The organism is Brevundimonas sp. LM2, from assembly GCF_002002865.1.
Lineage (GTDB): Bacteria > Pseudomonadota > Alphaproteobacteria > Caulobacterales > Caulobacteraceae > Brevundimonas.
This window is the reverse complement of the sequence record NZ_CP019508.1, coordinates 2,603,700-2,623,954: the sequence shown is the minus strand read 5'-3', so window position 1 is coordinate 2,623,954 and position 20,255 is coordinate 2,603,700. Positions and strand designations below refer to the sequence as shown.

The 20,255-nt window shown below is 69.3% G+C and carries 23 protein-coding genes; 9 read left to right on the top strand and 14 right to left on the bottom strand.

Translation table 11 applies throughout. From position 1 onward, the window contains the following. Positions 1–2: 2 nt before the first annotated feature. Together BZG35_RS13000 and rpmE are read right to left on the bottom strand one after the other, a co-directional pair. Entirely contained in the window at positions 3–1,547 is a 1,545-nt protein-coding gene (locus BZG35_RS13000; protein WP_077356062.1) for a murein L,D-transpeptidase, read from the bottom strand. A 146-nt stretch (positions 1,548–1,693) separates the two neighbouring features. Continuing rightward, on the bottom strand, positions 1,694–1,918 hold the full coding sequence (gene rpmE / locus BZG35_RS12995) for a 50S ribosomal protein L31 (protein ID WP_077356060.1): 225 nt from the start codon (positions 1,916–1,918) through the stop codon (positions 1,694–1,696). Between the two features lie 136 nt (positions 1,919–2,054). Between rpmE and BZG35_RS12990 the strand changes: the two genes are divergently transcribed. After that, on the top strand, positions 2,055–3,917 hold the full coding sequence (locus BZG35_RS12990) for an ABC transporter transmembrane domain-containing protein (protein ID WP_077356058.1): 1,863 nt from the start codon (positions 2,055–2,057) through the stop codon (positions 3,915–3,917). Between the two features lie 49 nt (positions 3,918–3,966). Beyond that, positions 3,967–4,314 carry a hypothetical protein gene (locus BZG35_RS12985; RefSeq protein ID WP_077356056.1) on the top strand — a complete coding sequence of 116 codons (348 nt, stop codon included), beginning with the start codon at positions 3,967–3,969 and terminating at the stop codon, positions 4,312–4,314. On the opposite strand, the gene BZG35_RS12980 is transcribed toward BZG35_RS12985, so the two are convergent. The 6 genes from BZG35_RS12980 to BZG35_RS12955 form a co-directional block, all read right to left on the bottom strand. Further along, complete coding sequence (locus BZG35_RS12980) at positions 4,311–5,330, bottom strand: glycerophosphodiester phosphodiesterase (RefSeq protein ID WP_077356054.1); 1,020 nt, start codon at positions 5,328–5,330, stop codon at positions 4,311–4,313. The genes BZG35_RS12985 and BZG35_RS12980 overlap by 4 nt on opposite strands. Before the next feature lie 190 nt (positions 5,331–5,520). Further along, positions 5,521–6,324, bottom strand: a complete 804-nt coding sequence (locus tag BZG35_RS12975) for an inositol monophosphatase family protein (protein WP_077356052.1) — start codon at positions 6,322–6,324, stop codon at positions 5,521–5,523. A 127-nt stretch (positions 6,325–6,451) separates the two neighbouring features. Beyond that, on the bottom strand, positions 6,452–7,021 hold the full coding sequence (efp, locus tag BZG35_RS12970; RefSeq protein ID WP_077356050.1) for an elongation factor P: 570 nt from the start codon (positions 7,019–7,021) through the stop codon (positions 6,452–6,454). A 92-nt stretch (positions 7,022–7,113) separates the two neighbouring features. Next, positions 7,114–7,671 carry a tryptophan-rich sensory protein gene (locus BZG35_RS12965; protein ID WP_077356048.1) on the bottom strand — a complete coding sequence of 186 codons (558 nt, stop codon included), beginning with the start codon at positions 7,669–7,671 and terminating at the stop codon, positions 7,114–7,116. Positions 7,672–7,723: 52 nt separating this feature from the next. Continuing rightward, positions 7,724–7,969, bottom strand: coding sequence for a helix-turn-helix transcriptional regulator (locus tag BZG35_RS12960; protein ID WP_077356046.1), 246 nt, complete (start codon positions 7,967–7,969; stop codon positions 7,724–7,726). Continuing rightward, positions 7,969–8,475, bottom strand: a complete 507-nt coding sequence (locus tag BZG35_RS12955; protein ID WP_077356044.1) for a DUF2975 domain-containing protein — start codon at positions 8,473–8,475, stop codon at positions 7,969–7,971. The genes BZG35_RS12960 and BZG35_RS12955 overlap by 1 nt, the downstream gene beginning before the upstream one ends. A 90-nt stretch (positions 8,476–8,565) precedes the next feature. On the opposite strand from BZG35_RS12955, the gene BZG35_RS12950 reads away from it, so the two are divergent. Then, a complete protein-coding gene (locus tag BZG35_RS12950; RefSeq protein ID WP_077356042.1) occupies positions 8,566–9,501 on the top strand; it encodes an ABC transporter ATP-binding protein in 936 nt (311 codons plus the stop codon). Continuing rightward, the gene (locus BZG35_RS12945) at positions 9,501–10,226 is read left to right on the top strand and encodes an ABC transporter permease (RefSeq protein WP_077356040.1); all 726 of its coding nucleotides are present in this window, start codon (positions 9,501–9,503) and stop codon (positions 10,224–10,226) included. The genes BZG35_RS12950 and BZG35_RS12945 overlap by 1 nt, the downstream gene beginning before the upstream one ends. Before the next feature lie 4 nt (positions 10,227–10,230). On the opposite strand, the gene bfr is transcribed toward BZG35_RS12945, so the two are convergent. Both bfr and BZG35_RS12935 read right to left on the bottom strand, forming a co-directional pair. Next, positions 10,231–10,731: a bacterioferritin gene (gene bfr, locus BZG35_RS12940; RefSeq protein ID WP_077356038.1), complete on the bottom strand. Its 501-nt coding sequence runs from the start codon at positions 10,729–10,731 to the stop codon at positions 10,231–10,233. 30 nt (positions 10,732–10,761) lie between these two features. Next, positions 10,762–10,947 carry a bacterioferritin-associated ferredoxin gene (locus tag BZG35_RS12935; protein WP_077356036.1) on the bottom strand — a complete coding sequence of 62 codons (186 nt, stop codon included), beginning with the start codon at positions 10,945–10,947 and terminating at the stop codon, positions 10,762–10,764. A 119-nt stretch (positions 10,948–11,066) separates the two neighbouring features. Between BZG35_RS12935 and thiE the strand changes: the two genes are divergently transcribed. From thiE to BZG35_RS17990, 5 genes are all read left to right on the top strand, one after another. Beyond that, positions 11,067–11,705 (top strand): thiamine phosphate synthase, encoded by a 639-nt coding sequence (thiE, locus tag BZG35_RS12930; protein ID WP_077356034.1) that lies wholly within the window; start codon positions 11,067–11,069, stop codon positions 11,703–11,705. Between the two features lie 64 nt (positions 11,706–11,769). After that, complete coding sequence (locus BZG35_RS12925) at positions 11,770–13,455, top strand: ATP-binding protein (protein WP_077356032.1); 1,686 nt, start codon at positions 11,770–11,772, stop codon at positions 13,453–13,455. Between the two features lie 120 nt (positions 13,456–13,575). After that, positions 13,576–15,045 carry a cytochrome ubiquinol oxidase subunit I gene (locus BZG35_RS12920; protein WP_077356030.1) on the top strand — a complete coding sequence of 490 codons (1,470 nt, stop codon included), beginning with the start codon at positions 13,576–13,578 and terminating at the stop codon, positions 15,043–15,045. Next, positions 15,042–16,079 (top strand): cytochrome d ubiquinol oxidase subunit II, encoded by a 1,038-nt coding sequence (cydB, locus tag BZG35_RS12915; RefSeq protein WP_077356028.1) that lies wholly within the window; start codon positions 15,042–15,044, stop codon positions 16,077–16,079. The genes BZG35_RS12920 and cydB overlap by 4 nt, the downstream gene beginning before the upstream one ends. A 160-nt stretch (positions 16,080–16,239) precedes the next feature. Next, positions 16,240–16,989, top strand: coding sequence for a hypothetical protein (locus BZG35_RS17990; RefSeq protein WP_171981955.1), 750 nt, complete (start codon positions 16,240–16,242; stop codon positions 16,987–16,989). Between the two features lie 3 nt (positions 16,990–16,992). On the opposite strand, the gene BZG35_RS12900 is transcribed toward BZG35_RS17990, so the two are convergent. From BZG35_RS12900 to BZG35_RS12885, 4 genes are all read right to left on the bottom strand, one after another. After that, complete coding sequence (locus BZG35_RS12900; protein WP_077356022.1) at positions 16,993–17,397, bottom strand: YkgJ family cysteine cluster protein; 405 nt, start codon at positions 17,395–17,397, stop codon at positions 16,993–16,995. Beyond that, complete coding sequence (locus BZG35_RS12895) at positions 17,394–17,738, bottom strand: VOC family protein (protein WP_077356021.1); 345 nt, start codon at positions 17,736–17,738, stop codon at positions 17,394–17,396. The genes BZG35_RS12900 and BZG35_RS12895 overlap by 4 nt, the downstream gene beginning before the upstream one ends. A gap of 165 nt (positions 17,739–17,903) precedes the next feature. After that, positions 17,904–18,917 carry an alpha/beta hydrolase gene (locus BZG35_RS12890; protein WP_077356020.1) on the bottom strand — a complete coding sequence of 338 codons (1,014 nt, stop codon included), beginning with the start codon at positions 18,915–18,917 and terminating at the stop codon, positions 17,904–17,906. Positions 18,918–18,921: 4 nt separating this feature from the next. Next, positions 18,922–20,103 (bottom strand): acetyl-CoA C-acyltransferase, encoded by a 1,182-nt coding sequence (locus BZG35_RS12885; RefSeq protein WP_077356019.1) that lies wholly within the window; start codon positions 20,101–20,103, stop codon positions 18,922–18,924. Positions 20,104–20,255 lie beyond the last annotated feature (152 nt).

The window sequence follows — 20,255 nt, the reverse complement described above, 5'->3', positions numbered from 1 at the left end:
CCCTACGGCCCGACGTCGTTGGCGACGCGGGCCCCGTCGTCGACCACGGTCGGCAGGCTGACGGCGATGCCGAGCGCGTCGGCCAGTTTGCTATCGCGGCGATAGACGTCCTCGCGGAAGGCGACGCGGCCCTGGCCGTCGACGAAGGCGGTCCAGTACAGCAGGCGCACGCTGATCTCGCGGCCGGTCTGGATGCGCTTGGTCTCGCGGCTGTCCTGCGCCTCGTCGAACTGGCCCAGCAGGGTCGGGTCCGGCGACAGCAGGATGCGGGCGAACTCGACGGCGTTCTGGACACGGACGCAGCCATGCGAGCGCTGGCGCACCGACAGGTTGAACGCCGCCTTGGACGGGGTGTCGTGCAGGAAGATCGCGTAGCTGTCGCGCAGCTCGAACTTCACATAGCCCAGGGCCGCCGTCGGCCCGGCGCGCTGGATGACCGTGCCGTTCTGGACGTACATGTTCTGGCTGGCCAGATAGGCGGGGCCGCGCGGCAGGATCTCGCGCCGGGCGATGCCCGCAGGCACGTACCAGGGGGGATTGGCTACGACCGAGGCGAAGGGTTTCTCGAGGCTGGGCGTCTGGTTTTCCAGCGAGCCGACGACGACGCGGTTGGAGTGGACCGGGCGGCCGTCCTTCCAGTAGACCATGATGGCGGCGGCGGTGTTGACCTCGATCCGCTCGGGATTGAGGTCGCGCTTGAGCCAGCGACGGCGCTCCAGGTTCAGGGCGATCTGGCGGGCCCGGTCGTCGGCCGAGGCTCCCAGCGAGCTCTGCGTGCCGGCGCCGATGCGGCCGTCGGGGGACAGGCCGTGACGGGTCTGGAAGCCCTGGACGGCCTGCTGCAGCTCGGGGCCATAGACCAGACCCTGGGCCGTCAGGCGCGCGCCGTCCGTCTCCGGCAGATCGCCCTCGGCGACCAGCCGCTGGATGAGGACGGGGACGCGGGTGTCGCTCTGGCCGGGCTCGATCGTCGCGCCGGCGCGGAAGCGGGGCCACCCGCCCGCGCCGATGATGCGGCGATAGCGGACATAGCCGGCCGACAGGTTGCTGTAGCCGATATCGGTCGGGGCCAGGCCGTCGAACCATTCCAGAATGGTGCTCTTGACCATGGCGTCGTTCAGCCCGGCGGGCAGATCGACGACGTTCTTCTGCATCTCCCACAGATCCTCGACCGTCTCGGGGCGGACGCGGCCGTTGGCCAGGACCGAGGCGTAGCCGAGCGCGGCACCGGTCGTGCGGACCTCGGCGCTGTCGGGGTCGGCCGCCAGGCCCATGAAGTCGAAGAAGTCGGACTTGGCCAGGCCGTGACGCTCGACGCGGTTCGACACATCGTTCAGCCGGCGCAGCCGGTCGGCGTTCCAGACGGGCCGCCATCCGTTGAGGTCGTAGAAGGCGCGGACGTCGGCCTGGATGGCCTGGGGCAGGCGACCGATCTGAGCGCTGTAGGCGGCGGCATAGGGGCTGTTCGAAGCGGTGCTGGTCTGGGCCACGGCCGAGCCCGCCATCGCTGCGGCCGCAGCGCCGAGGGCTAGTTCACGTCGATTCATGGTCGTTTCGCTCTGTTTCGACGCCGTGTTGAACCCGGCGTTCGCGTCCCGGTGTCGAACCAGCGCATGGTAACGATTTCCGCTCAAACAAAAAGCGCCGGTCGGGAGACCGGCGCCCTTCGTGACGTCTTTGCCGCAGTGCGAGCCTACTTCTTGATGAAGCCGCCGAACTTGTTGTTGAAGCGCGAAACGCGGCCGCCGCGATCCATCAGCTGCTGGTTGCCGCCGGTCCAGGCCGGGTGCGTCGACGGATCGATGTCCAGGTTCAGCACATCGCCTTCTTTGCCGTAGGTCGAACGGGTCTGATAGGTCGTGCCGTCCGTCAGGGTGACGGTGATGAAGTGGTAGTCGGGGTGCGTATCGGCCTTCATGGTCGTGTTCCAGTGTCTGTACGCGATGACGATGCCGACCGTCGGTGCGTGAAAATGACAAAACCCGCCAGAAGTCCGGCGGGAATGAGCGGCGGCGTTTACACCGGGGGCGCTTTGGGAGCAAGAGGCGCGCACCATGACAGACAGCGCCGCGCCGATCCGTAATTCCCTTTCAGGACAGGCGGAGGCGTCGGGCCGCCCGGGAGCCGGGGCGCTGCTGGTCGAACAGATGGGCGACGCCGGCAAGCGCCGCGCCAAGGCCCGCACGATCCGGCCGCTGTTCCGGCTTTGGCCCTATCTGGCGCGGCATCGGCTGAACGCCCTGTTCGCCGGCTTCTGGCTGCTGGCCTCGACCGCCGCCTCCCTGGCCCTGACCGGGACGGCGCGGGGCGCGATCGACCACGGGTTTGAGAACGGCGGCCAGGACATCAACCGCTGGTTCCTGATCCTGGGGCTGAACGCGGTCCTGCTCGGCGTGGCCACCGCCGTGCGCTATTTCTACGTGACCAAGACCGGGGAGCGGGTCGTGGCCGACCTGCGCAAGGGGCTGTTCGACCGGATCCTGACGCTGGATCCGTCCTTCTTCGCGGCCATGCGCACGGGCGAGGTGCTGAGCCGCCTGACGACCGACATCGCCCTGGTCGAGACGCTGCTGACGACCTCGGTGTCGTTCGCGCTGCGGAACTTCCTGACGCTGCTGGGCGGCGTGGCCCTGTTGTTCATCGTCAGCCCCAAGCTGACCGGCCTGGTGCTGCTGACCGCGCCCATCCTGATCGCGCCGATCTTCATCTTCGGCCGGTCCGTGCGCAAGCTGACGGTGCGGTCCCAGGACCGGTTCGCCAATGCCGTGGGTTTCGCCGGCGAGAGCGTCGACGCCATCGAGACGGTGCAGGCCTTCGGCCGCGTCCGCAGCGCCATCGACCGCTTCGGCGCGGTGGTGGAGGAGGCCTTCGGCGTGTCCCTGGTCCGTATGAAGGCGCGGGCCTGGATGACGGCGGTGATCATCGTGGTCGTGTTCGGCGGCGTGACCTTCGTGCTGTGGCTGGGGGCCCAGGACGTGGCCAACGGCCTCATGACGCCGGGAGCCCTGCTGCAGTTCGTGCTGCTGTCGGTCTTCACGGCCGGGGCGGTCGGAGCGCTCGGCGAGAGCTGGGGCGACGTGCAGAAGGCCTCGGGGGCCATGGAGCGGATCGACGAGCTGATGCGCGCCAGCCCCGCGATCTCAGCGCCCGACCACCCGACGGCCCTGCCGAGCCCGCCCGAGGGCCGGGTGGCCATGGCCGGGGTGCGGTTCGCCTATCCGGGGCGGCCGGACCTGCCGGCGCTGAAGGGGTTCGACCTGACCGTCCGCCCGGGCGAGACCGTGGCCCTGGTCGGACCGTCGGGCGCGGGCAAGTCGACCGTGTTTCGTCTGCTGCTGCGCTTCTATGACCCGCAGGAAGGCGCGGTCAGCGTCGACGGCGTCGATGTGCGCGCGGCCGATCCCGTCGCGGTCCGCGACCGGTTCGCCTGGGTGTCGCAGGAGGCCCCGCTGTTCTCGGGCTCGGCGCTGGAGAACATCCGCTTCGGACGCGAGGCGGCCAGCGAGGCCGAGGTGCGTCACGCGGCCGAGGAGGCCCAGGCCCTGGGCTTCATCGAGGCCTTGCCCGAAGGCTTCGGCACGGCCCTGGGCGAGCGCGGCAAGAGCCTGTCGGGCGGACAGCGCCAGCGTCTGGCCATTGCCCGGGCCCTGGTCCGCGACGCGCCCATCCTGCTGCTGGACGAGGCCACCAGCGCCCTGGACGCCGAGAACGAGCGCCTGGTCCAGGCGGCGCTGGACCAGGCCATGCAGGGTCGCACCACCCTGGTCATCGCCCACCGCCTGGCCACCGTGCTGCGCGCCGACCGGATCGTGGTGATGGAGGACGGGGCCGTGGTCGAGACCGGCACCCACCACGAACTGGTGGCCAAGGGCGGCCTCTACGCCCGGTTGGCGGAACTGCAGTTCCGCGAGGGGTGAACCGTTCGGGTTCGGACGGGTTTCCCTCGTCGAACCGAGGCCGAACCATATGCTCTTCGCGACCCTGACCGCCGCTCTGATGCTGCAGGCCGCGCCCACCGCCGCCGACCTGGCGCCGGCCTTCGGCAATACGCTGCTGTCGACCTATCCAGACGGTCGGACGGCGCGGATGTGGCTGCAGCCCGCCGGACGGTTCGAGGGGCGCGGCCGACGCGGCGGGCTCAGCAGCGGGGTCTGGCGCGTGCGCGACGGCCAGGTCTGTTTCAGCCAGAGGCGACCCGTGCCCCTGCCGGGATCGTTCTGCACCCCGATTGTCAAGGGCGGCGTGGGCACCGCCTGGACGGCCAAGGCGGTGACCGGCGAGACCATCCGGGTCCAGCTGGTGGCCGGCCGCTAGGGGGCGGTCCGCGCCGCGACCGCCACGCCCGGGAAGTCGCTGAACACGGCGTCGACGCCCAGGGCATAGAACCGACGGATCCACCCTGTCAGGTCACCGCGATAGTCGATGGGGACGAAGACGTCCTCCGCGCGGAAGGTCCAGGCGACGACCTTCAGCCCAGCGGCATGGGCGTCGACGACCAGGGTCGTCGGCGTGCCGGCGGTGCCTTGGGGCGTGCGCGGCAGGATCATCGCCGTCTCGACCCCGATCGCATCGGCATAGGTCGCGATCTCGGCCAGGCCCTCGGGCGTGGCCATGGCGGCGTAGGTCCGCTCCGGATGGTCGGCGGGGCCGTCGGAGAGCGACATCAGTTGCACCAAGGGCGCGTCGGTCTGGGCGTTCAGGGTCCGCAGGCACTCGATCTCGAAACACTGGACCATGATGGGGCTGTCGGCGGCCATCAGGGCGTTGGTGCGCAGCGCCTCGAGGAAGGGCGGCTCAAGCGGAAGGCCGATCGCGGCGAAATAGGTCGGGTGTTTCAGCTCTGGGGCGACGCCGATGGTTCGGCCGGTCCGGGCGGTGGCGGCGCGGGCGATGTCGACGACCGCCTGGAAGGTCAGGATCGTCTCGTCGGCGAAGGCGGTGTTGCCGGGGCGCAGCGTCGGCAGGCGTTCGCGGGCCCTAAGGGTCTGCAGCTCGGCCAGGGTGAAGTCCTCGGTGAACCAGCCGGTAGTCGATACGCCGTCGATGGTCCGGGTCGTGCGCCGGTCCGCGAACTCTGGGTGGTCGGCGACGTTGGTCGTGCCGGAGATTTCGTTCTCGTGCCGGACGATGAGCTGGCCGTCCTTGCTGATGACGAGGTCCGGCTCGATGACGTCCGCCCCCTGGTCGATGGCCAGCTCATAGGCGGCGCGGGTGTGTTCGGGGCGCTCGCCGGAGGCCCCGCGGTGGGCGATCACCAGAGGGTGGGGCGGGGTCTGGGCGGCGGCGGAGCTGGCGACGAGCATCAGGGCCGCGAGGATGATCCGGATCATGCCGGGAGGCTAGGGGAGGGGCATGACGGGTGGATGACGGGGTTCTCCCTCCCCTTCATGGGGAGGGACGCCGAGCCGTAGGCGAGGCCGGGTGGGGCTGTGTTGTGAGTGCGCACCCTTCGCACGGCCCCACCCGGGCTCCGCTGCGCTGCGCTGTCCCTCCCCATAAAGGGGAGGGAGAAGGTCGTGCCTACCCCCGCAACACCTTCGTCAGTTGCGGATGCAGTTCGGGATTGGTGGCCAGGATAGAGACGCCTGTCTTGGGGTCGCCGTCGAGGTCGATGGTGGTGACGATGCCGCCGGCCTCGGTGACGAACAGGATGCCCGCTGCCACGTCCCAGGGCTTCAGGTTGCGCTCGTAATAGGCGTCGTAGCGACCGCAGGCGACCCAGGCGAAGTCCAGGGCGGCCGAGCCCAGGCGGCGGATGCCGGCGACGCGCTGGCCGATGGCATGGATGTCCTTGATCGACTGGGCGTGGCCCGACTTGCCGATGAAGGGCAGGCCGGTGGCGATCAGGCTTTCGGACAGGTCACGCCGCCCGGCGACGCGGATGCGGGTGTCGTTCAGATAGCAGCCCTTGCCTTTTTCGGCCCAGAACAGCTCGTTCATGATCGGGTTGTAGGTGACGCCGGCGACGATCTCGGACGAGCCGTCGGGCGCATAGCGCTGCAGCCCCACGGTGATGGCGAAATGGGGCATGGCGTGCATGAAGTTGGTGGTGCCGTCGATCGGGTCGACGATCCAGGTGTGGGACTTGTCTGTCCCCTCGATCATGCCGCGCTCCTCGCCCAGGAAGCCGTAGCCGGGGCGGGCCTTCATCAGCAGTTCGTAGAGAGTGTCCTCGGCCTTGATGTCGGCGGCGGTGACGAAGTCGCCGGGGCCTTTGCGCGACACCTGCAGGTGCGCCACCTCGCCGAAGTCGCGCAGCATCGGGCGGGCGGTCTTGCGGACCGCGTCGATCATGACGGAAACGAGGGCGGAGGCGAGGGCCATGGGAAGCTCCTGGTCCGCAGATCCTGAAAAGGCGGTCAGCCCGGACAGACGGAGAAGTTCAAGGGGGTAGGTCTTGGGGCTTAGGGCTTAGAGGCGACTAAGCCCTAAGCCCTACTCACTAAGTCCTCTACTCAGCGCGGCGGACGTATTCGCCGGTGGAGGTGTCGACGACGATGCGCTCGCCCACGCCCATGTAGGGCGGGATCATGATGCGGACGCCGTTGTTGGCCTTGGCGGGCTTGTAGGAGGAGGAAGCCGTCTGGCCCTTCACGGTCGGCTCGGTCTCGACGACTTCCAGCGTGACCTGTTCGGGCAGAGACAGGCCGATGGGCCGGTCCTCGTGCATCTCGATCGTGACCTTCATGCCGTCCTGCAGATAGGCGACGCGATCCTCGCCGACCCAGTCCTTCTGCAGCTCGGTCTGTTCGTAGGTGGCGTCATCCATGAACACCAGGGCGTCGCCCTGTTCGTACAGATAGGAGAACTCCTTCTGTTCCAGCGTCACGCGCTCGACCTTGTCTTCCGAGCGGAAGCGTTCGTTCAGCTTGTTGCCGGTCTCGAGGTTCTTGGCCTCGACGTTGGCGAAGGCCCCGCCCTTGCCGGGCTTGACGTGGCTGGCCTTGGTGACGACCCACAGGCCCTTGTTGTGCTCGATCACCATGCCGGGCTTGATGGTGTTGCCGTTGATTTTCGCCATGGGATCACTGGGGTTTGAGGCGCAGCCGAACAGGCGCGCGAAAGTGGGCGTGACCCGTAGAGGAAGCCGGTCTCAAGGGCAAGCAGCCGGGGTCAGTGCACCGTGGGCTGGTCCACGCCGGCCTTGCGGCCCAGCAGGTTGGCGAAGGAGACCCCGCGCGCCGTGGGGTTCGCCAGCTTGCCGGCGGCGGGGTCCAGCTTGCGGGCCTCGTGGGCGAATGCGGCGGCCAGGCCGGCCGAGGTCATGGCGGCGGCGATCTGCATGCCGCGGCTGGCGGGACGCAGGGCGATCCACAGGGCGTTGATGGCCTGGGCTCCGGCCCACAGGACCATGGCGCTGGTCCGTTCGGGTCGCGCCGGGGCGTTCCAGACCCGCACGGCCGACAGGGTGGTGGCCGAGAAGACGGCGGGCAGGACCAGGCTGAAGGCGCCGCGCGGGCGCTCGGCCACGGCGGCGTGTCCGTCGCGGGCCTGGGCCAAAGTGCGCCGGGCCGGACGGACCGCGCCCGTGGCCAGGGCCGTCGCCACCAGGGCAAAGCCGACCGTGATCGCCACGCCCAGAGCCACGTGGCCCGGGCTGCGCTCGCCGGCGTTCAGGAAGTCGGCGGCGGCCTCGCGGACGTCGTCCAGGGTCTCTTCGATATCGGTCATGGCAGGCTCCCTCAGCGTGAGCGAAATGGGCGGCGAGCGGACGGGTTCCAGATCAGCCGGCGTCTTCGTCGCCGACGCGGATCATGTCCGCCGGATCGGCGTCGTAGTCCAGCAGGTCGCCGGGCCGGCAGCCCAGGACGGCGCACATCCGGGCCAGGGTCGAGAAGCGGATGCCCTTGACCTTGCCGGAGCGGAACAGGGACAGCTGGGTCTCGCTGATCCCCACCTCGGCGGCCAGGTCGCGGGCCTTCAGGCCGCGGGCGACGATCAGGGCGTCCAGCGTCACGCGGACCGGCATCAGATCATCTCGTCCAGCTCGGCCTGGATGCGGTCGGCCTGGTCCACGATCCGGCCCAGCAGGAACAGCGCCCCGCCGATCATGCCCAGGGTCATGCCGGCCACGTCGAAATAGCCGAAGCTGCCCTGCTCGCCGCCGATCAGGCGCGAGATGTTGGTGATGCCGAACACGCTGAGAAGGCCGCCGAGACCCAGGGCGATGCCGACGTGACGCAGGGCGCGCGCCAGAACGGGCTGGATCAGCCGGCCCCGCGAGACCGCGCCCAGCGCCGAGCCGATCGACCAGACCGCATAGAGATAGAAGATGTTGGGCGTGGCCCAGATCACCTTCTCAAGGAAACGGATAGGGGCGACCCCGGGGGCAAAGGTTCCGCGTGCCGCCGAGACCGCCGGAGCCACCACGAACATCAGGGCCAGCACTGCGCCCACGCTGCAGACCATGAACACGGCCAGCCAGCGGAACTGCCCGCACAGACGGCGGAATCGGGCGAGGTCGTCGGTCGGCATGGGCGGAATATCCTGTCTTTTCTTTAATCTTGACTTAAAGACGCACCCTTTGCAACTTGATGTCAGACTTAAACGTCAGGGGCGGTTCAGATGGTGGCGGCGATCGAGACGGAGGGGCTGACGCGGCGCTTCGGGCGTCATCTGGCGGTCGACGCGGTGTCGATGACCGCGCCGGAACGGGCGGTCTATGGCTTCCTGGGCCGCAACGGGGCGGGCAAGACGACGACGCTGAAGATGTTGCTGGGCCTGCTTAAGCCCAGCGCCGGTTCGGCGCGGCTGTGCGGCATCGACGTGACCTGCGACCGGATCGGGGCGGCGCGCAAGGTCGGCTCCCTGCTGGAGGCGCACGGCTTCTACGGGCACCTGACCGGGCGGGAAAACCTGGACCTGACCCGGGCCCTGCTGGGCCTGCCGCCCCCCGAGATCGACCGGGTGCTGGAGGTGGTCGACCTGACCGACAATGCCCGGCGGCGGGTGTCGGACTATTCGCTGGGCATGTGTCAGCGGCTGGGCCTTGCCCGAGCGATGCTGGGGGCGCCGCCGGTGCTGGTGCTGGACGAGCCGACCAATGGTCTAGACCCCGACGGGATCGCCGACATGCGCCGGTTCCTCAAGGCCCTGCCGGACCGCGCCGGGGCCACGGTGCTGCTGTCCAGCCACCTGCTGGGCGAGATCGAACAGACCGCGACCCATATCGGCATCGTCCACGAAGGCCGTCTGGTGCTGGAGGGCGAGCTGGCGCGGCTGAAGGCGGACCTGGCCCCCGAGATCGGTCTGCGGGTCGACGATGTCGAGCGGGCTCGGGGTGTGCTGCGCCGTCACGACCTGACGCTGAGCCAGGACGCGACCGGTCTGGTGGCGCGGCTGAGGCCGGGGGCCGACCATGACGCGGCGATCGCCGGCCTGAACCGCGACCTGGTCGAGGCCGGCGTCGCGGTTTTCGCCATCGGGGCCCGCACGCCCTCGCTGGAGAGCCTGTATCGCGGCGTCACGCCGTCCGCCGCCAATGCCCCGGAGACCGTCTGATGCTCGCCGTCCTGTCCGTCGAAGCCCGCAAGCTGAACCGGTCGCTGGCCGCCGTCCTGGCCCTGGCCGCGCCGACGCTGATCGCCATCTTCCTGTTCTTCAACATGCTGCGGGGCGAGGAACCGCAGCCTTGGGAGATGTACACCCAGGGTTCGGCCGCCATCTGGGCCTTCTTCATGCTGCCGATGAGCGTGACGGCCCTGACCGCCCTGGTCGCCCACATGGAGCATGGCCCGCGCGCCTGGGACCACCTGCGGGCCCTGCCGGTGCCGCGCTGGCAGATTTATGCCGCCAAGGCTCTGTGCGTGCTGGCGATGATCGCCGCGATGAGCCTGTTGAACCTGCTGCTGACCTGCGGCGCCGTGACCCTGGCGGCGACGCTCAAGCCGGTTCTGGCGCCGAGCGGGGTCTTCGATCCGTTCGCCCAAGCGGTCCTGCTGGGCAAGGTGCTGTTGGCCGCCCTGCTGATGGTCGCCATCCAGTTCTGGATCGCCCTGCGGTTCTCGAGCTTCGTGCCCGCCCTGGCCGTGGGCATCGGCGGGACCTTCTTCTCGGTGGTGGCGACCTCCGCCAAACAGGGGGTGTTCTTCCCCTGGCAGATGCCGATCAATGTGCTGGCGACCGAAGCCTGGCGGGCCCAGACCGTCTTGGGCCTGGGCTGCGGGGTGGGGCTTGTCGTGCTGATCGCCGCGGTCGCCCACCTCGGCCGGCGCGAGGTGCTTTAGCCCGTCAATTGCCGGTGGCGGACTTGTCCGGGGCGATCTCGGTCATGGCCGACTGCAGGTAGTTGGCCTCGCCCAGCTGTTCGATCAGCTTGAACTGGGCCTCGAGGAAGTCGATGTGCTCCTCGGTGTCCGACAGGATTTCCATCAGGATTTGGCGGCTGACATAGTCCGAAGTCGCCTCGCACTGGGCGATGCCGGCCAGCTGCGTGTCGCGTCCGCCGAGCTCCAGCTGCAGGTCGGCCCCCAGGCATTCGATCGCGGTCTCGCCGATCTTGAGCTTGTGCAGGTCCTGCAGGTTCGGCAGCCCGTCGAGGAACAGGATCCGCTTGATCAGCTTGTCGGCGTGTTTCATCTCGCCGATCGATTCGTCGTAGATGATCTGGCCCATATGCTTCAGGCCCCAGCTTTCGAACATGCGGGCATGCAGGAAGTACTGGTTCACGGCCGTCAGTTCGTTGGTCAGCACGGCGTTCAGCGTGCGGATGATCGCGGGGTCGCCCTTCATGGTCGTCGTCCTTCGTGTGGCCGGGCCAAACTATTCGGCGGCCAGGGCGAAGGCTTCGCGGCTGTCGTGAATCATCTGGCGCATCTCGCAGACGCATTTAGCACACTGCGCCGTGCATTGGTTGCGCTGGAACACGTCGCGCGGACGGGTCGCGCCCGCCTCGATCGCGCGGGCGACATCGCGTTGGCGAAGACCATTGCAGTTGCAGACATACACGGCAGGCGTTCCTGGCCAGTTGCGACTGGTTCTCTATAGCAGCCGCTTCGGCGATTGCAACGCGTTCGCAAGAGCGGTCGGCGGTTGACCCCTGCATCCGGTTGCCGCACCTCGGGACTATGACCCCACCCGCCTGCCAGCTGTATCTCATCACCCCGCCGCGGATCGCCGACCTGGACGCCTTCGCCGGTCGTCTGGCGCGCGCCCTGGAGGCCGGTCCGGTCGCGGCCCTGCAGATCCGGATCAAGCCGGCCGATGACGCCGAGATCGAGGCGGCGGTCCGGCGTCTGGCCCCCATCGCCCAGGACCGTGGCGTGGCTGTGCTGCTGAACGACCGACCCGATCTGGCGGCCGCCTCGGGCTGCGACGGGGTCCATGTGGGTCAGGACGACGCCTCGGTCGCCTCGGCCCGGCGGATCATGGGCAAGGGCGCGATGATCGGGGCCACCTGTCACGACAGCCGCCACCTGGCCATGGAGGCCGCTGAGGCCGGGGCCGACTATGTCGCGTTCGGCGCCTTCTTCCCGACCGCCACGAAGGCGACGTCGCACCGGCCCGACCCGGAAATCCTGACCATCTGGCAGGAGGTGATGGAGGTCCCCTCGGTCGCCATCGGGGGGATCACGGTCGACAATGCCGGGCTTCTGGTCGAGGCCGGGGCCGACTTCCTGGCGGTCAGCGGCGGGGTCTGGGCACACCCATCGGGCGAGGTCGAGGCGGTTCGCAGCTTTAACGCGATCTTTACAAACGGGCGATGACTTCAGGGGATATTAGGAAGCGGGCGATTACAGTGGCGTTCGCCTTCCGTCCGAGTTCCAACCCATGCCCACCGCCCGCGCTCTTGGTGCGATCGATTTGGATCTGAAAGAGGCCCCCGTCTCGGGCGCGCGTCCGGCCGCCACCACGGCGGCCAGCCTGTTCGCCCAGCCCCTGGCCCCGATGCTGACGGTGCTGGCGGTGGCCCTGCTGGTCATCCTGGCCATCACGACGGCGCGGACGGCGGGAATGGTCGCCATGGTGTGGGCTGCGAACGGGCTGGCGGTCGGTGTCTGGCTGCGCAGCGGTCGCGGCGTGAGCTTCGACCTGAGTTTCGGTGGCCTGATCGCCTTGGGGATCGTTGCGGGTCAGTTTTTGGCCGGCAATCCCCCGACCCTGGCGCTCGGCTTCAGCCTCGCCAACATGATCGAGATCGTGACGGCGGTGGCGCTGGCCCGCCGGTTCGCGCCGACATTGAACCTGGCGACCGTCAGCGGCGCGTGGCGCTTCCTCTTTTTTGTCGCCGTGCTGGCCCCGATCGTCGCCAGCCTGATGGTGGCCACCATGCTTCTGGGGGTGACCGGGGAGTCCTTCCTGGTCAGTTTCCGGACCTGGTGGCTGGGCCATACGCTCGGCCTGGCCGTTGTCGCGCCCTTCGTCCTGGCGTTCGAGCGGCGACAGATCGCGGCCTTGCTGAACCCCTTGCGCGCGGCCGAGACGGTCGGGCTGTTCGCTCTTCTGATCCTGTTGTGCCTGGCGGTGTTCTTCAGCCGCACCCTGCCGCTGATCTTCGCCCTCGTCCCCGTGCTGATCGTGATCGCGGCGCGATTGAGGGTGATCGGGGTCACGGCGGCGCTGATCGTCGTGTCCGTGGCCGCGGTCGCCGCCCTCGCCCTCGGGGTGGGGCCATCGCAGCTGGTGAGCGCCGACAACGCCGAGCGGACCCTGGTGGTTCAGGTCGCCATCCTGTTCGGCTTCCTGCCGATCGTTCTCATTGCGTCGCTGCTGGAAGAGCGCGACCGGCTGTCCGCGCGCGCCCGGGCGGGGCAGGCGCGCGCGGAGCGGGCCTCGGCCGCCAAGTCCCGGCTGCTGGCCAATGTCGCCCATGAGATCAAGAGCCCGATCGGTGGCGTGATCGGCATCGGCGAGCTGTGGGCCAGCGGCAAGCTGGGGCCGGTCACGGAAACACAGATCGAGATGGCTCAGATGCTGGTCAAGACGGCGCGTCAGGTCGAGGCCCTGGCCCACGACCTGCTCGACGTCGCCCGGGCCGAGTCCGGGGCGGTGAAGGTGGAACTTCGCCCCACCGATGTGCGGGGCATTCTGGAAGACGTGCGCAACGCCACCCTGCTGCGACCCGAGGCCCAGTCCTTGATCATCAGCGTGGTCTGTGAAGGCGACGGCCTGGTCGCCATCGCCGACTCTCAGCGTCTGGCCCAGGTCGTCGACAATCTGGCCACCAATGCGGTTAAATACGCCGGCGGGGGCGGGACGGTCGTTCTGCGCGCCCGCCGCGTCTATGACGGGGTTCGCATCGAGGTGGTGGATCGGGGGCCCGGCTTGAGCGCCGACAAACAGGCCCAGCTATTCGAGCCCTTCAACCGGCTGGGCCTCGAGCGCAGCGCGGTCGAGGGGCATGGCATTGGCCTGGCCCTGGCCAAGGGGCTGATCGAGCTGCAGGGCGGCTCGATCGGAGTCGAGTCGGAGCTGGGTCACGGCGCGACCTTCTGGGTCGAGCTTCCAGCGGCGTGAAGAAAATCATCATATAGTGAAATGATGCGGCGCACGGTCGCGCGGTGGGCTGTCGGATAGACTTGCGATAAAGGAGGGCGCACTGGCTGCGCCCTCAACGGTCAATAGGAAACTCCGCCCGTGGACCTCGACGCCCTGCTGCTGTCGCGCCTTCAGTTCGCCTTCACCATCGCCTTTCACATCCTGTTTCCCGCCTTCACCATCGGGCTGGCGGCCTATCTGGCCGTGCTGGAGGGGCTGTGGCTGTGGACCAAGCGGGAGGCGTTCAAGACGCTGTACCTGTTCTGGGTCAAGATCTTCGCCCTCAGCTTCGGCATGGGCGTCGTGTCCGGCGTGGTGCTCAGCTATCAATTCGGCACCAACTGGTCCGAGTTCATCCGCCTGACCGGCGGGGTGATCGGGCCACTGCTGGCCTATGAGGTGCTTACGGCCTTCTTCCTCGAGGCGTCCTTCCTCGGCGTGATGCTGTTCGGCTGGAAGAAGGTGGGGCCGAAACTGCACTTCACGGCCACGGTCCTGGTCGCCATCGGCACCACCATCTCGGCCTTCTGGATCCTGTCGGCCAACAGCTGGATGCAGACGCCGCAGGGCTTCCAGATCATGGCGGACGGGACGATGGAGGCCACGGACTACATGGCCGTGATCTTCAACCCCAGCTTCCCGACGCGGCTGGCGCACATGCTGCTGGCCGCCTTCCTGACCACCGGCCTGGTGGTCGGGGCCGCCTCTGCGTATCGACTGCTCAAGGACCGGGCCGCCGGGGTCGTCACCACGGGCTGGAGCGAGAGCCGCATCTCCCTGACCATGGCGGTCGGGCTGATCGCCGTCCTGGCCCCGCTGCAGCTGGTGGCCGGCCATGCCTCGGGCGAGGTGACGCACAAATATCAGCCGTCCAAGACCGCCGCGCTGGAAGGCTACTGGAAGACCCAGCCGAACCAGCCGTTGATCCTGTTCGGCATCCCCGACCGCGAGGCGCAGAAGAACCATCTGGAGGTGGCCCTGCCCGGCGTCGGCAACCTGATTCAGGGCGTTCCCGCCGAGGAGGTCATCAAGGGTCTGGACAGCTGGGCGCGCGAGGACCAGCCGCCGCCCTTCATCCCCTTCTTCGGCTTCCGCATCATGGTCGGGCTGGGGATGCTGATGATCGGTCTGGGCCTGTGGGGCGCGGTGCTGATCGCGCGCAAACGGCTGTTCGACAGCCCCTGGTTCCTGCGTTTCGCCCTGATCATGGGACCTTCGGGGTTCCTGGCTGTGCTGGCCGGATGGATGGTGACCGAGGTGGGGCGCCAGCCCTGGGTCGTCTATGGGGTGCTGAAGACCCGCGACGCGGTCTCGCCGGTGGTGGCCAGCCAGGTCGCGACCTCGCTGATCGCCTATATCGCGGTCTATTCGGTGGTCTTCACCGCGGGGGCCATCTTCATCCTGCGGCTGATGGCCGAGGGCCCGATCGCGGCCAAGACGGAGCCGGCCCCGCGCGGCCAGCGTCCGCCCGGCACGCCGATGGCCAAGGCCCCTGAGGACACCTCCCCCGACGACGACGACACCCCCGACGACACGGGTCCCGGTGGCGTGCGTGGAGCCGTGTCATGAGCCTGGACCTTCCCCTGATCTGGGCCGGGTTGATCGCCGTGGCGGTGCTGCTGTACGTCACCCTGGACGGGTTCGACCTCGGCATCGGCATCCTGTTCCCCTTCGCCAAATCGAAGGAGGAGCGGGACGTGATGATGAACACCATCGCTCCGGTCTGGGACGGCAACGAGACCTGGCTGGTGCTGGGCGGCGGGGGCCTGCTGGCGGCCTTCCCCCTGGCCTATTCGGTGCTGATGCCGGCCTTCTACCTGCCGATCCTGCTGATGCTGGCCGGGCTGATCCTGCGCGGCGTGGCGTTCGAGTTCCGCTTCCGGGCCCGCGACAAGGGCCGCAAGTTCTGGACCCAGATGTTCGCGGGTGGCTCGATCCTGACGACCCTGGCCCAGGGCCTGGTGCTGGGTGGCTTCATCCAGGGCGTGACGGTGCGCGAAGAGCGGTTCGCGGGGGGGCAGTTCGATTGGCTCACCCCCTATACGCTGCTGGTCGCGGCGGGTCTGGTGGCCGGCTATGCCCTGCTGGGCGGGGCCTGGCTGATGATGAAGACCAAGGACAACCTGCACGGCGACGCCAAGCGCTGGACCAGCGTCAGCGCGGTGATCGTCACCGTTCTGCTGGCGGCCGTCAGCCTCGCCACCCTGCTGATCCACCCGCGTATCGCGGCGCGGTGGGGCTTCGACCTGAAGGATGGCTTCGCCCTGGACTGGGGCGTGCTGATGCCGCTGCTGCCGATCCCGCTGCTGGGTCTCGCCGGCCTGGCCCTGGTGTTCGTGATGTCCCGCAGGGGCTCGCATCGCTGGCCCTTCGTCGGGGCCATGCTGGTCTTCCTGTCAGGCTATCTGGGGCTGGCGGCGGGCTTCGCCCCCTATATCGTGCCCTATGCGCTGAATTTCCGGCAGGCGGCGGCGCCGCTGAACGCCCTGGCCCTGATGCTGTGGGGCACGGCGGTGATCCTGCCGCTGATCCTGGCCTATACCGCCTGGGTCTATTGGGTGTTCCGGGGCAAGATCGACGAGGAGGCCGGCTATCATCATTGATCCCGTTCCCCCGCCCGAGGGCGAAGAGGCGTCCGGCCCCCTGTGGAAGAAGCTGGCGTGGTTCGTCGGCCTCTGCCTGGCCGGATCGATCAGCGTCGCCACAGTCGCCTACATACTGCGAAGCTTGCCGTTCAGCGGCTGAGGCGCGATGGTCCCGGCCATGTTGCACCTCCTCGCCGCCCTGACCCTGATCGCCCAGCAGGCCGCCCCTGCCGCTCCGCCCAGCAGTCTGACCCGGATGCTGAACGGTGCGCCGCCGGCCGCGACCAGCGCAGCGACGCCCGCTCCGGCGCCGCGTTCTGTTCCGACCCCTGCACCCGCCACGCGTCCGGCCCCTGCCACAGCGACCGCGACAGGGTCCAGGCCCGCCACGGTGCCGCCGGTCGTCGCGCCGACGACGACCGCGTCTTCCCCGTCGCCCGTCCCCACGACGGCGGTGCGGCCCGCTACGGCTCCGCCGGCCGCTCCGGCAGCGGCGACACCCGTCCCCGTCGAAGCCGCCGCGGAGCCGGCGGGGGCCGCGGTCGAGCCGCCGCCCCCGCCGCCGGTCGTGCTGGACGCCCCCGCGATCGCGGCCCTGCCGTTCACCGTGACCCTGCCGGCCGGCTTCAGCATCACCACCGGACGGCCGGGGCCGGACTTCAACATCTATACGATCCGCCGGGGCGGGCAGCCGTTCGTGATGGTCTATACGGGCCCAGCCTCGCAGTTTCCGATCTACTCCGGCGACATGGTCGAGGCGGGCGGCCGGGCCTCGGTGGTGGCGACCGAGACGGGACGGCGGGTGGCGCTGGAGCACCTGTTCAGCCGCGCGACCGCGCCCCGGGAGATCCACGTCTGGATCACCAGCCTGGACGGAGCCGACCGGGCGCTGGCCGAGCAGATCGGCCAGTCGATCGACGACCGCTAGGGGCTAGACCCGCCGCACCGCCGTATCGGGCGCGCCGAGCCGAACGCCGCGAGCGCCGGCGAAGACCAGCACCTCCTGCCCCTCGGCGGCGGCCCAGCGGCGCAGCTGGGCCTCATAGGGGGCGCGCCGCCAGTCGTGGGGGCGGGCGGCGTCGCATTCGACGATCAGACGGCGACCGCCGTCCTCGCTGTGCAGCACGAAGCCCGACGTCGAAGGCTTCCACGTCTCGTCCAACGCCTCGGTCAGCAGCCACAGGCAGTTGAACACCCGGCAGTCCGTCGGGCGGTCGTCATAGATGCCGCACCCTGTCGTCTTGCCGAAATGGCGGCACCAGCGGCCGGCCGGCTTCTGCAGGGCGGTGACGCCCATCAGCTTGCAGCACAGGCCGCAGGTGCCGCAGGCCTTCATCCGGCCTCGGACCAGACGGCGAGCTCGTTGCCGGACGGATCGCGAAAGTGGAAGCGTCGGCCGCCGGGAAAGGCATAGATCGGTTTGACAATCTCGCCGCCCGCCGCCTCGACCCTGGTCCGCATGGCCTCGAGGTCGTGGGCATAGAGGATGGGCAGGGGGGCCCTGGACCGGTCGGCCGCGTCGGCGTCGAACCCGCCGTCCAGGCCCTGGTCGAAGGCGGCGTAGCTGGGGCCGTAGTCCTGGAAGGTCCAGCCGAAGGCGGCCGTGTAGAAGGCCTTGGTCTCGGGCAGGGCCGTGGCCGGCATTTCCAAATAGTCGAGTTTTCCGTCGGTTCGCATCGTCATGATCCTGATTGAAGCCGCCGAAGGAAGGCTTGCCACCGCGATCGGCGCAGCGCAATCTTGCGAACGACTCTCAGTCGCAGGAGGTTTCGATGATTGTTCTCACCGCGGGCGGGGAAGCGCTGTTGCGATTGCTTCGGGCGGACGGACGACCGCCGGCGGTCAAGCCGCCGCTGGAGTCGCCGCCGAAACCGTGAGCCAGCCGTTGCGGGCCCCGAAGGCATGGACCAGGTCCGGCCACACCTCGGCGGGCTTGCCGGCGATCAGGCGGGTGCCGAAGCCGTGGCCGCCCTCCTGGAACAGGTGGGCCTCCGTGGTGACCGCGGCGGCCCGCAGACGGGTCAACAGGACCAGGCTGTTCTCGACCGGCACCGAGGCGTCGTCGAGGGCATGGATCAGGACCGTGGGGGCGACCCCGGACCAGTCCATCCGCTCCAGCGACCAGGTGGCAATCTGCTCCGGCGTGGCCTCGGCCCCCAGCAGATGCGTGCGCGACCCGACGTGGGCGAAGGGATCGGCCAGGGTGACGACCGGATAGAGCAGGACGTTCAGGTCGGGCCGGAAGGAGATGGCGTCGGCGGCATCGACGCGGTCGTAGGTGGCGTCGCGCCGGGCGGCCAGCAGACCCGCCAGATGCCCGCCGGCCGACGCCCCCAGGCTGGCGATCCGGGCCGGGTCGATGCCGTAGTCGGCGGCACCGGCGCGGATCAGGCGCAGGGCCCGCTGGGCGTCCTGCAGGGGGGCGTTCGGCCCGGCCGCCCAGCCGTCTGCGGGCAGGCGATAGCGCAGGACGAAACAAGTGACCCCGGCGGCGGCGAAGACCCGGGCCACGTCCATCCCCTCCTTGTCGACCACGGCCCAGCGATAGCCGCCGCCCGGGATCAGCAGCAGGGCCGCGCCATTGGGTCGCGCGGGCCGCATCACCGTCAGGATCGGGTCGGTGGTGTACTCGGCATAGCGGTCGTGGAAGGCCGGATCGGTCGATCGCTCGGGCACGATCGGGGTCACGGTCACGCCGTCACCGCCGGGAGCCCCGGCGGGCCAAAGGCGGATCACCTCGGTCGGGTCGGCAGGGGCAATCTGAGGCGTCTGGGCCGCGCCCGTCGCCGGGCTCAGCGCCGGTCCGGCCGAGGCCAGGGCGGCGACGCCCAGCAGGGTGCGGCGGTCCAGGCTCACCGGGTCAGGCCAGTTCGACCGCGAGGGCCACGGCCTCGCCGCCGCCGATGCACAGGCTGGCCATCCCCCTGGACCCGCCCCGCGCCTCCAGCGCCGCGATCAATGTGGTCAGGACCCGGGCCCCGGAGGCGCCGATCGGGTGGCCGAGCGCGGTGGCCCCGCCGTTCACATTCAGCTTTGCGTGGTCGATGCCCATCTCCTGCATGGCGATCATCGGCACGACGGCGAAGGCCTCGTTGACCTCCCACAGATCGACGTCCTCGACCGACCAGCCCGCCTTCTTCAGCGCTTTGCGCATCGCAGGCACGGGCGCGGTGGTGAACAGGCCGGGCTCATGGGCGTGGGCGGCGTGGCTGACGATGCGGGCGACGATGGGCAGGTTCATGGCCTTGGCCACGCTCTCGCGGGTCAGGACCAGGGCGGCGGCTCCGTCGGAGATGGAGGAAGCGTTGGCGGCGGTGATGGTGCCGTCCTTGCTGAAGGCGGGTTTCAGGGTCGGGATCTTCTCGGGCATGGCCTTGCCGGGCTGTTCGTCCTGGCTGACCGTGACGGTGCCCTTGCGGCCGGTGACCTCGACCGGGGTGATTTCGGCGGCGAAGGCCCCGCTCTCGATCGCCTTCAGCGCGCGGCTGAGGCTCTCCAGCGCATAGGCGTCCTGGGCCTCGCGGGTGAACTGATAGGTCTCGGCCGAGTCCTCGGCGAAATTGCCCATCAGCTTGCCGGGCGTATAGGCGTCCTCGAGACCGTCCATATACATGCTGTCGACGATGACATCGTGGCCGATGCGGGCCCCGCCGCGGTGCTTGGTCATCAGATAGGGGGCCCCGGTCATCGACTCCATGCCGCCCGCCACGATGATGTCGGCAGACCCGGCCGCCAGGCTGTCCGAGGCCATCATCACCGCCTGCAGACCCGATCCGCACATCTTGTTGACCGTCGTCGCCTCGACATGCTGGCCCAGACCGGCACCGATCGCGGCCTGGCGCGCCGGGGCCTGGCCCAGGCCGCCGGACAGGACGCAGCCCATGTAGATCTGGTCGACCCTGGCCGGATCGAGGCCGGCGCGTTCGACCGCCGCCTTGACGGCGGTGGCCCCCAGCTCGGTCGCCTTGACGCCGCTCAGCGCCCCCTGAAAGCCCCCCATCGGGGTGCGGGCGAAGGCGACGATGACGACGGGATCGGACATGGGAAGCTCTCGGTTTCGGTGGTGGGGATGTAGCGTCGGGGAGGGGGGATTGCGAGGGGGTGGGCGGTCGGCGGTGCACGCCGTTCTCCCTCCCCCTCGGGGGAGGGTGGTCGGAGCGCAGCGGAGACCGGGTGGGGGCGGCCGGGCGAGCC

Coding starts and splice junctions, on each gene's coding strand:
- BZG35_RS13000 (WP_077356062.1), bottom strand. CDS start 1,547: ATGAATCGACGTGAACTAGCCCTCGGCGCTGCGGCCGCAGCGATGGCG.
- rpmE (WP_077356060.1), bottom strand. CDS start 1,918: ATGAAGGCCGATACGCACCCCGACTACCACTTCATCACCGTCACCCTG.
- BZG35_RS12990 (WP_077356058.1), top strand. CDS start 2,055: ATGACAGACAGCGCCGCGCCGATCCGTAATTCCCTTTCAGGACAGGCG.
- BZG35_RS12985 (WP_077356056.1), top strand. CDS start 3,967: ATGCTCTTCGCGACCCTGACCGCCGCTCTGATGCTGCAGGCCGCGCCC.
- BZG35_RS12980 (WP_077356054.1), bottom strand. CDS start 5,330: ATGATCCGGATCATCCTCGCGGCCCTGATGCTCGTCGCCAGCTCCGCC.
- BZG35_RS12975 (WP_077356052.1), bottom strand. CDS start 6,324: ATGGCCCTCGCCTCCGCCCTCGTTTCCGTCATGATCGACGCGGTCCGC.
- efp (WP_077356050.1), bottom strand. CDS start 7,021: ATGGCGAAAATCAACGGCAACACCATCAAGCCCGGCATGGTGATCGAG.
- BZG35_RS12965 (WP_077356048.1), bottom strand. CDS start 7,671: ATGACCGATATCGAAGAGACCCTGGACGACGTCCGCGAGGCCGCCGCC.
- BZG35_RS12960 (WP_077356046.1), bottom strand. CDS start 7,969: ATGCCGGTCCGCGTGACGCTGGACGCCCTGATCGTCGCCCGCGGCCTG.
- BZG35_RS12955 (WP_077356044.1), bottom strand. CDS start 8,475: ATGCCGACCGACGACCTCGCCCGATTCCGCCGTCTGTGCGGGCAGTTC.
- BZG35_RS12950 (WP_077356042.1), top strand. CDS start 8,566: ATGGTGGCGGCGATCGAGACGGAGGGGCTGACGCGGCGCTTCGGGCGT.
- BZG35_RS12945 (WP_077356040.1), top strand. CDS start 9,501: ATGCTCGCCGTCCTGTCCGTCGAAGCCCGCAAGCTGAACCGGTCGCTG.
- bfr (WP_077356038.1), bottom strand. CDS start 10,731: ATGAAGGGCGACCCCGCGATCATCCGCACGCTGAACGCCGTGCTGACC.
- thiE (WP_077356034.1), top strand. CDS start 11,067: ATGACCCCACCCGCCTGCCAGCTGTATCTCATCACCCCGCCGCGGATC.
- BZG35_RS12925 (WP_077356032.1), top strand. CDS start 11,770: ATGCCCACCGCCCGCGCTCTTGGTGCGATCGATTTGGATCTGAAAGAG.
- cydB (WP_077356028.1), top strand. CDS start 15,042: ATGAGCCTGGACCTTCCCCTGATCTGGGCCGGGTTGATCGCCGTGGCG.
- BZG35_RS17990 (WP_171981955.1), top strand. CDS start 16,240: ATGTTGCACCTCCTCGCCGCCCTGACCCTGATCGCCCAGCAGGCCGCC.
- BZG35_RS12900 (WP_077356022.1), bottom strand. CDS start 17,397: ATGAAGGCCTGCGGCACCTGCGGCCTGTGCTGCAAGCTGATGGGCGTC.
- BZG35_RS12895 (WP_077356021.1), bottom strand. CDS start 17,738: ATGCGAACCGACGGAAAACTCGACTATTTGGAAATGCCGGCCACGGCC.
- BZG35_RS12885 (WP_077356019.1), bottom strand. CDS start 20,103: ATGTCCGATCCCGTCGTCATCGTCGCCTTCGCCCGCACCCCGATGGGG.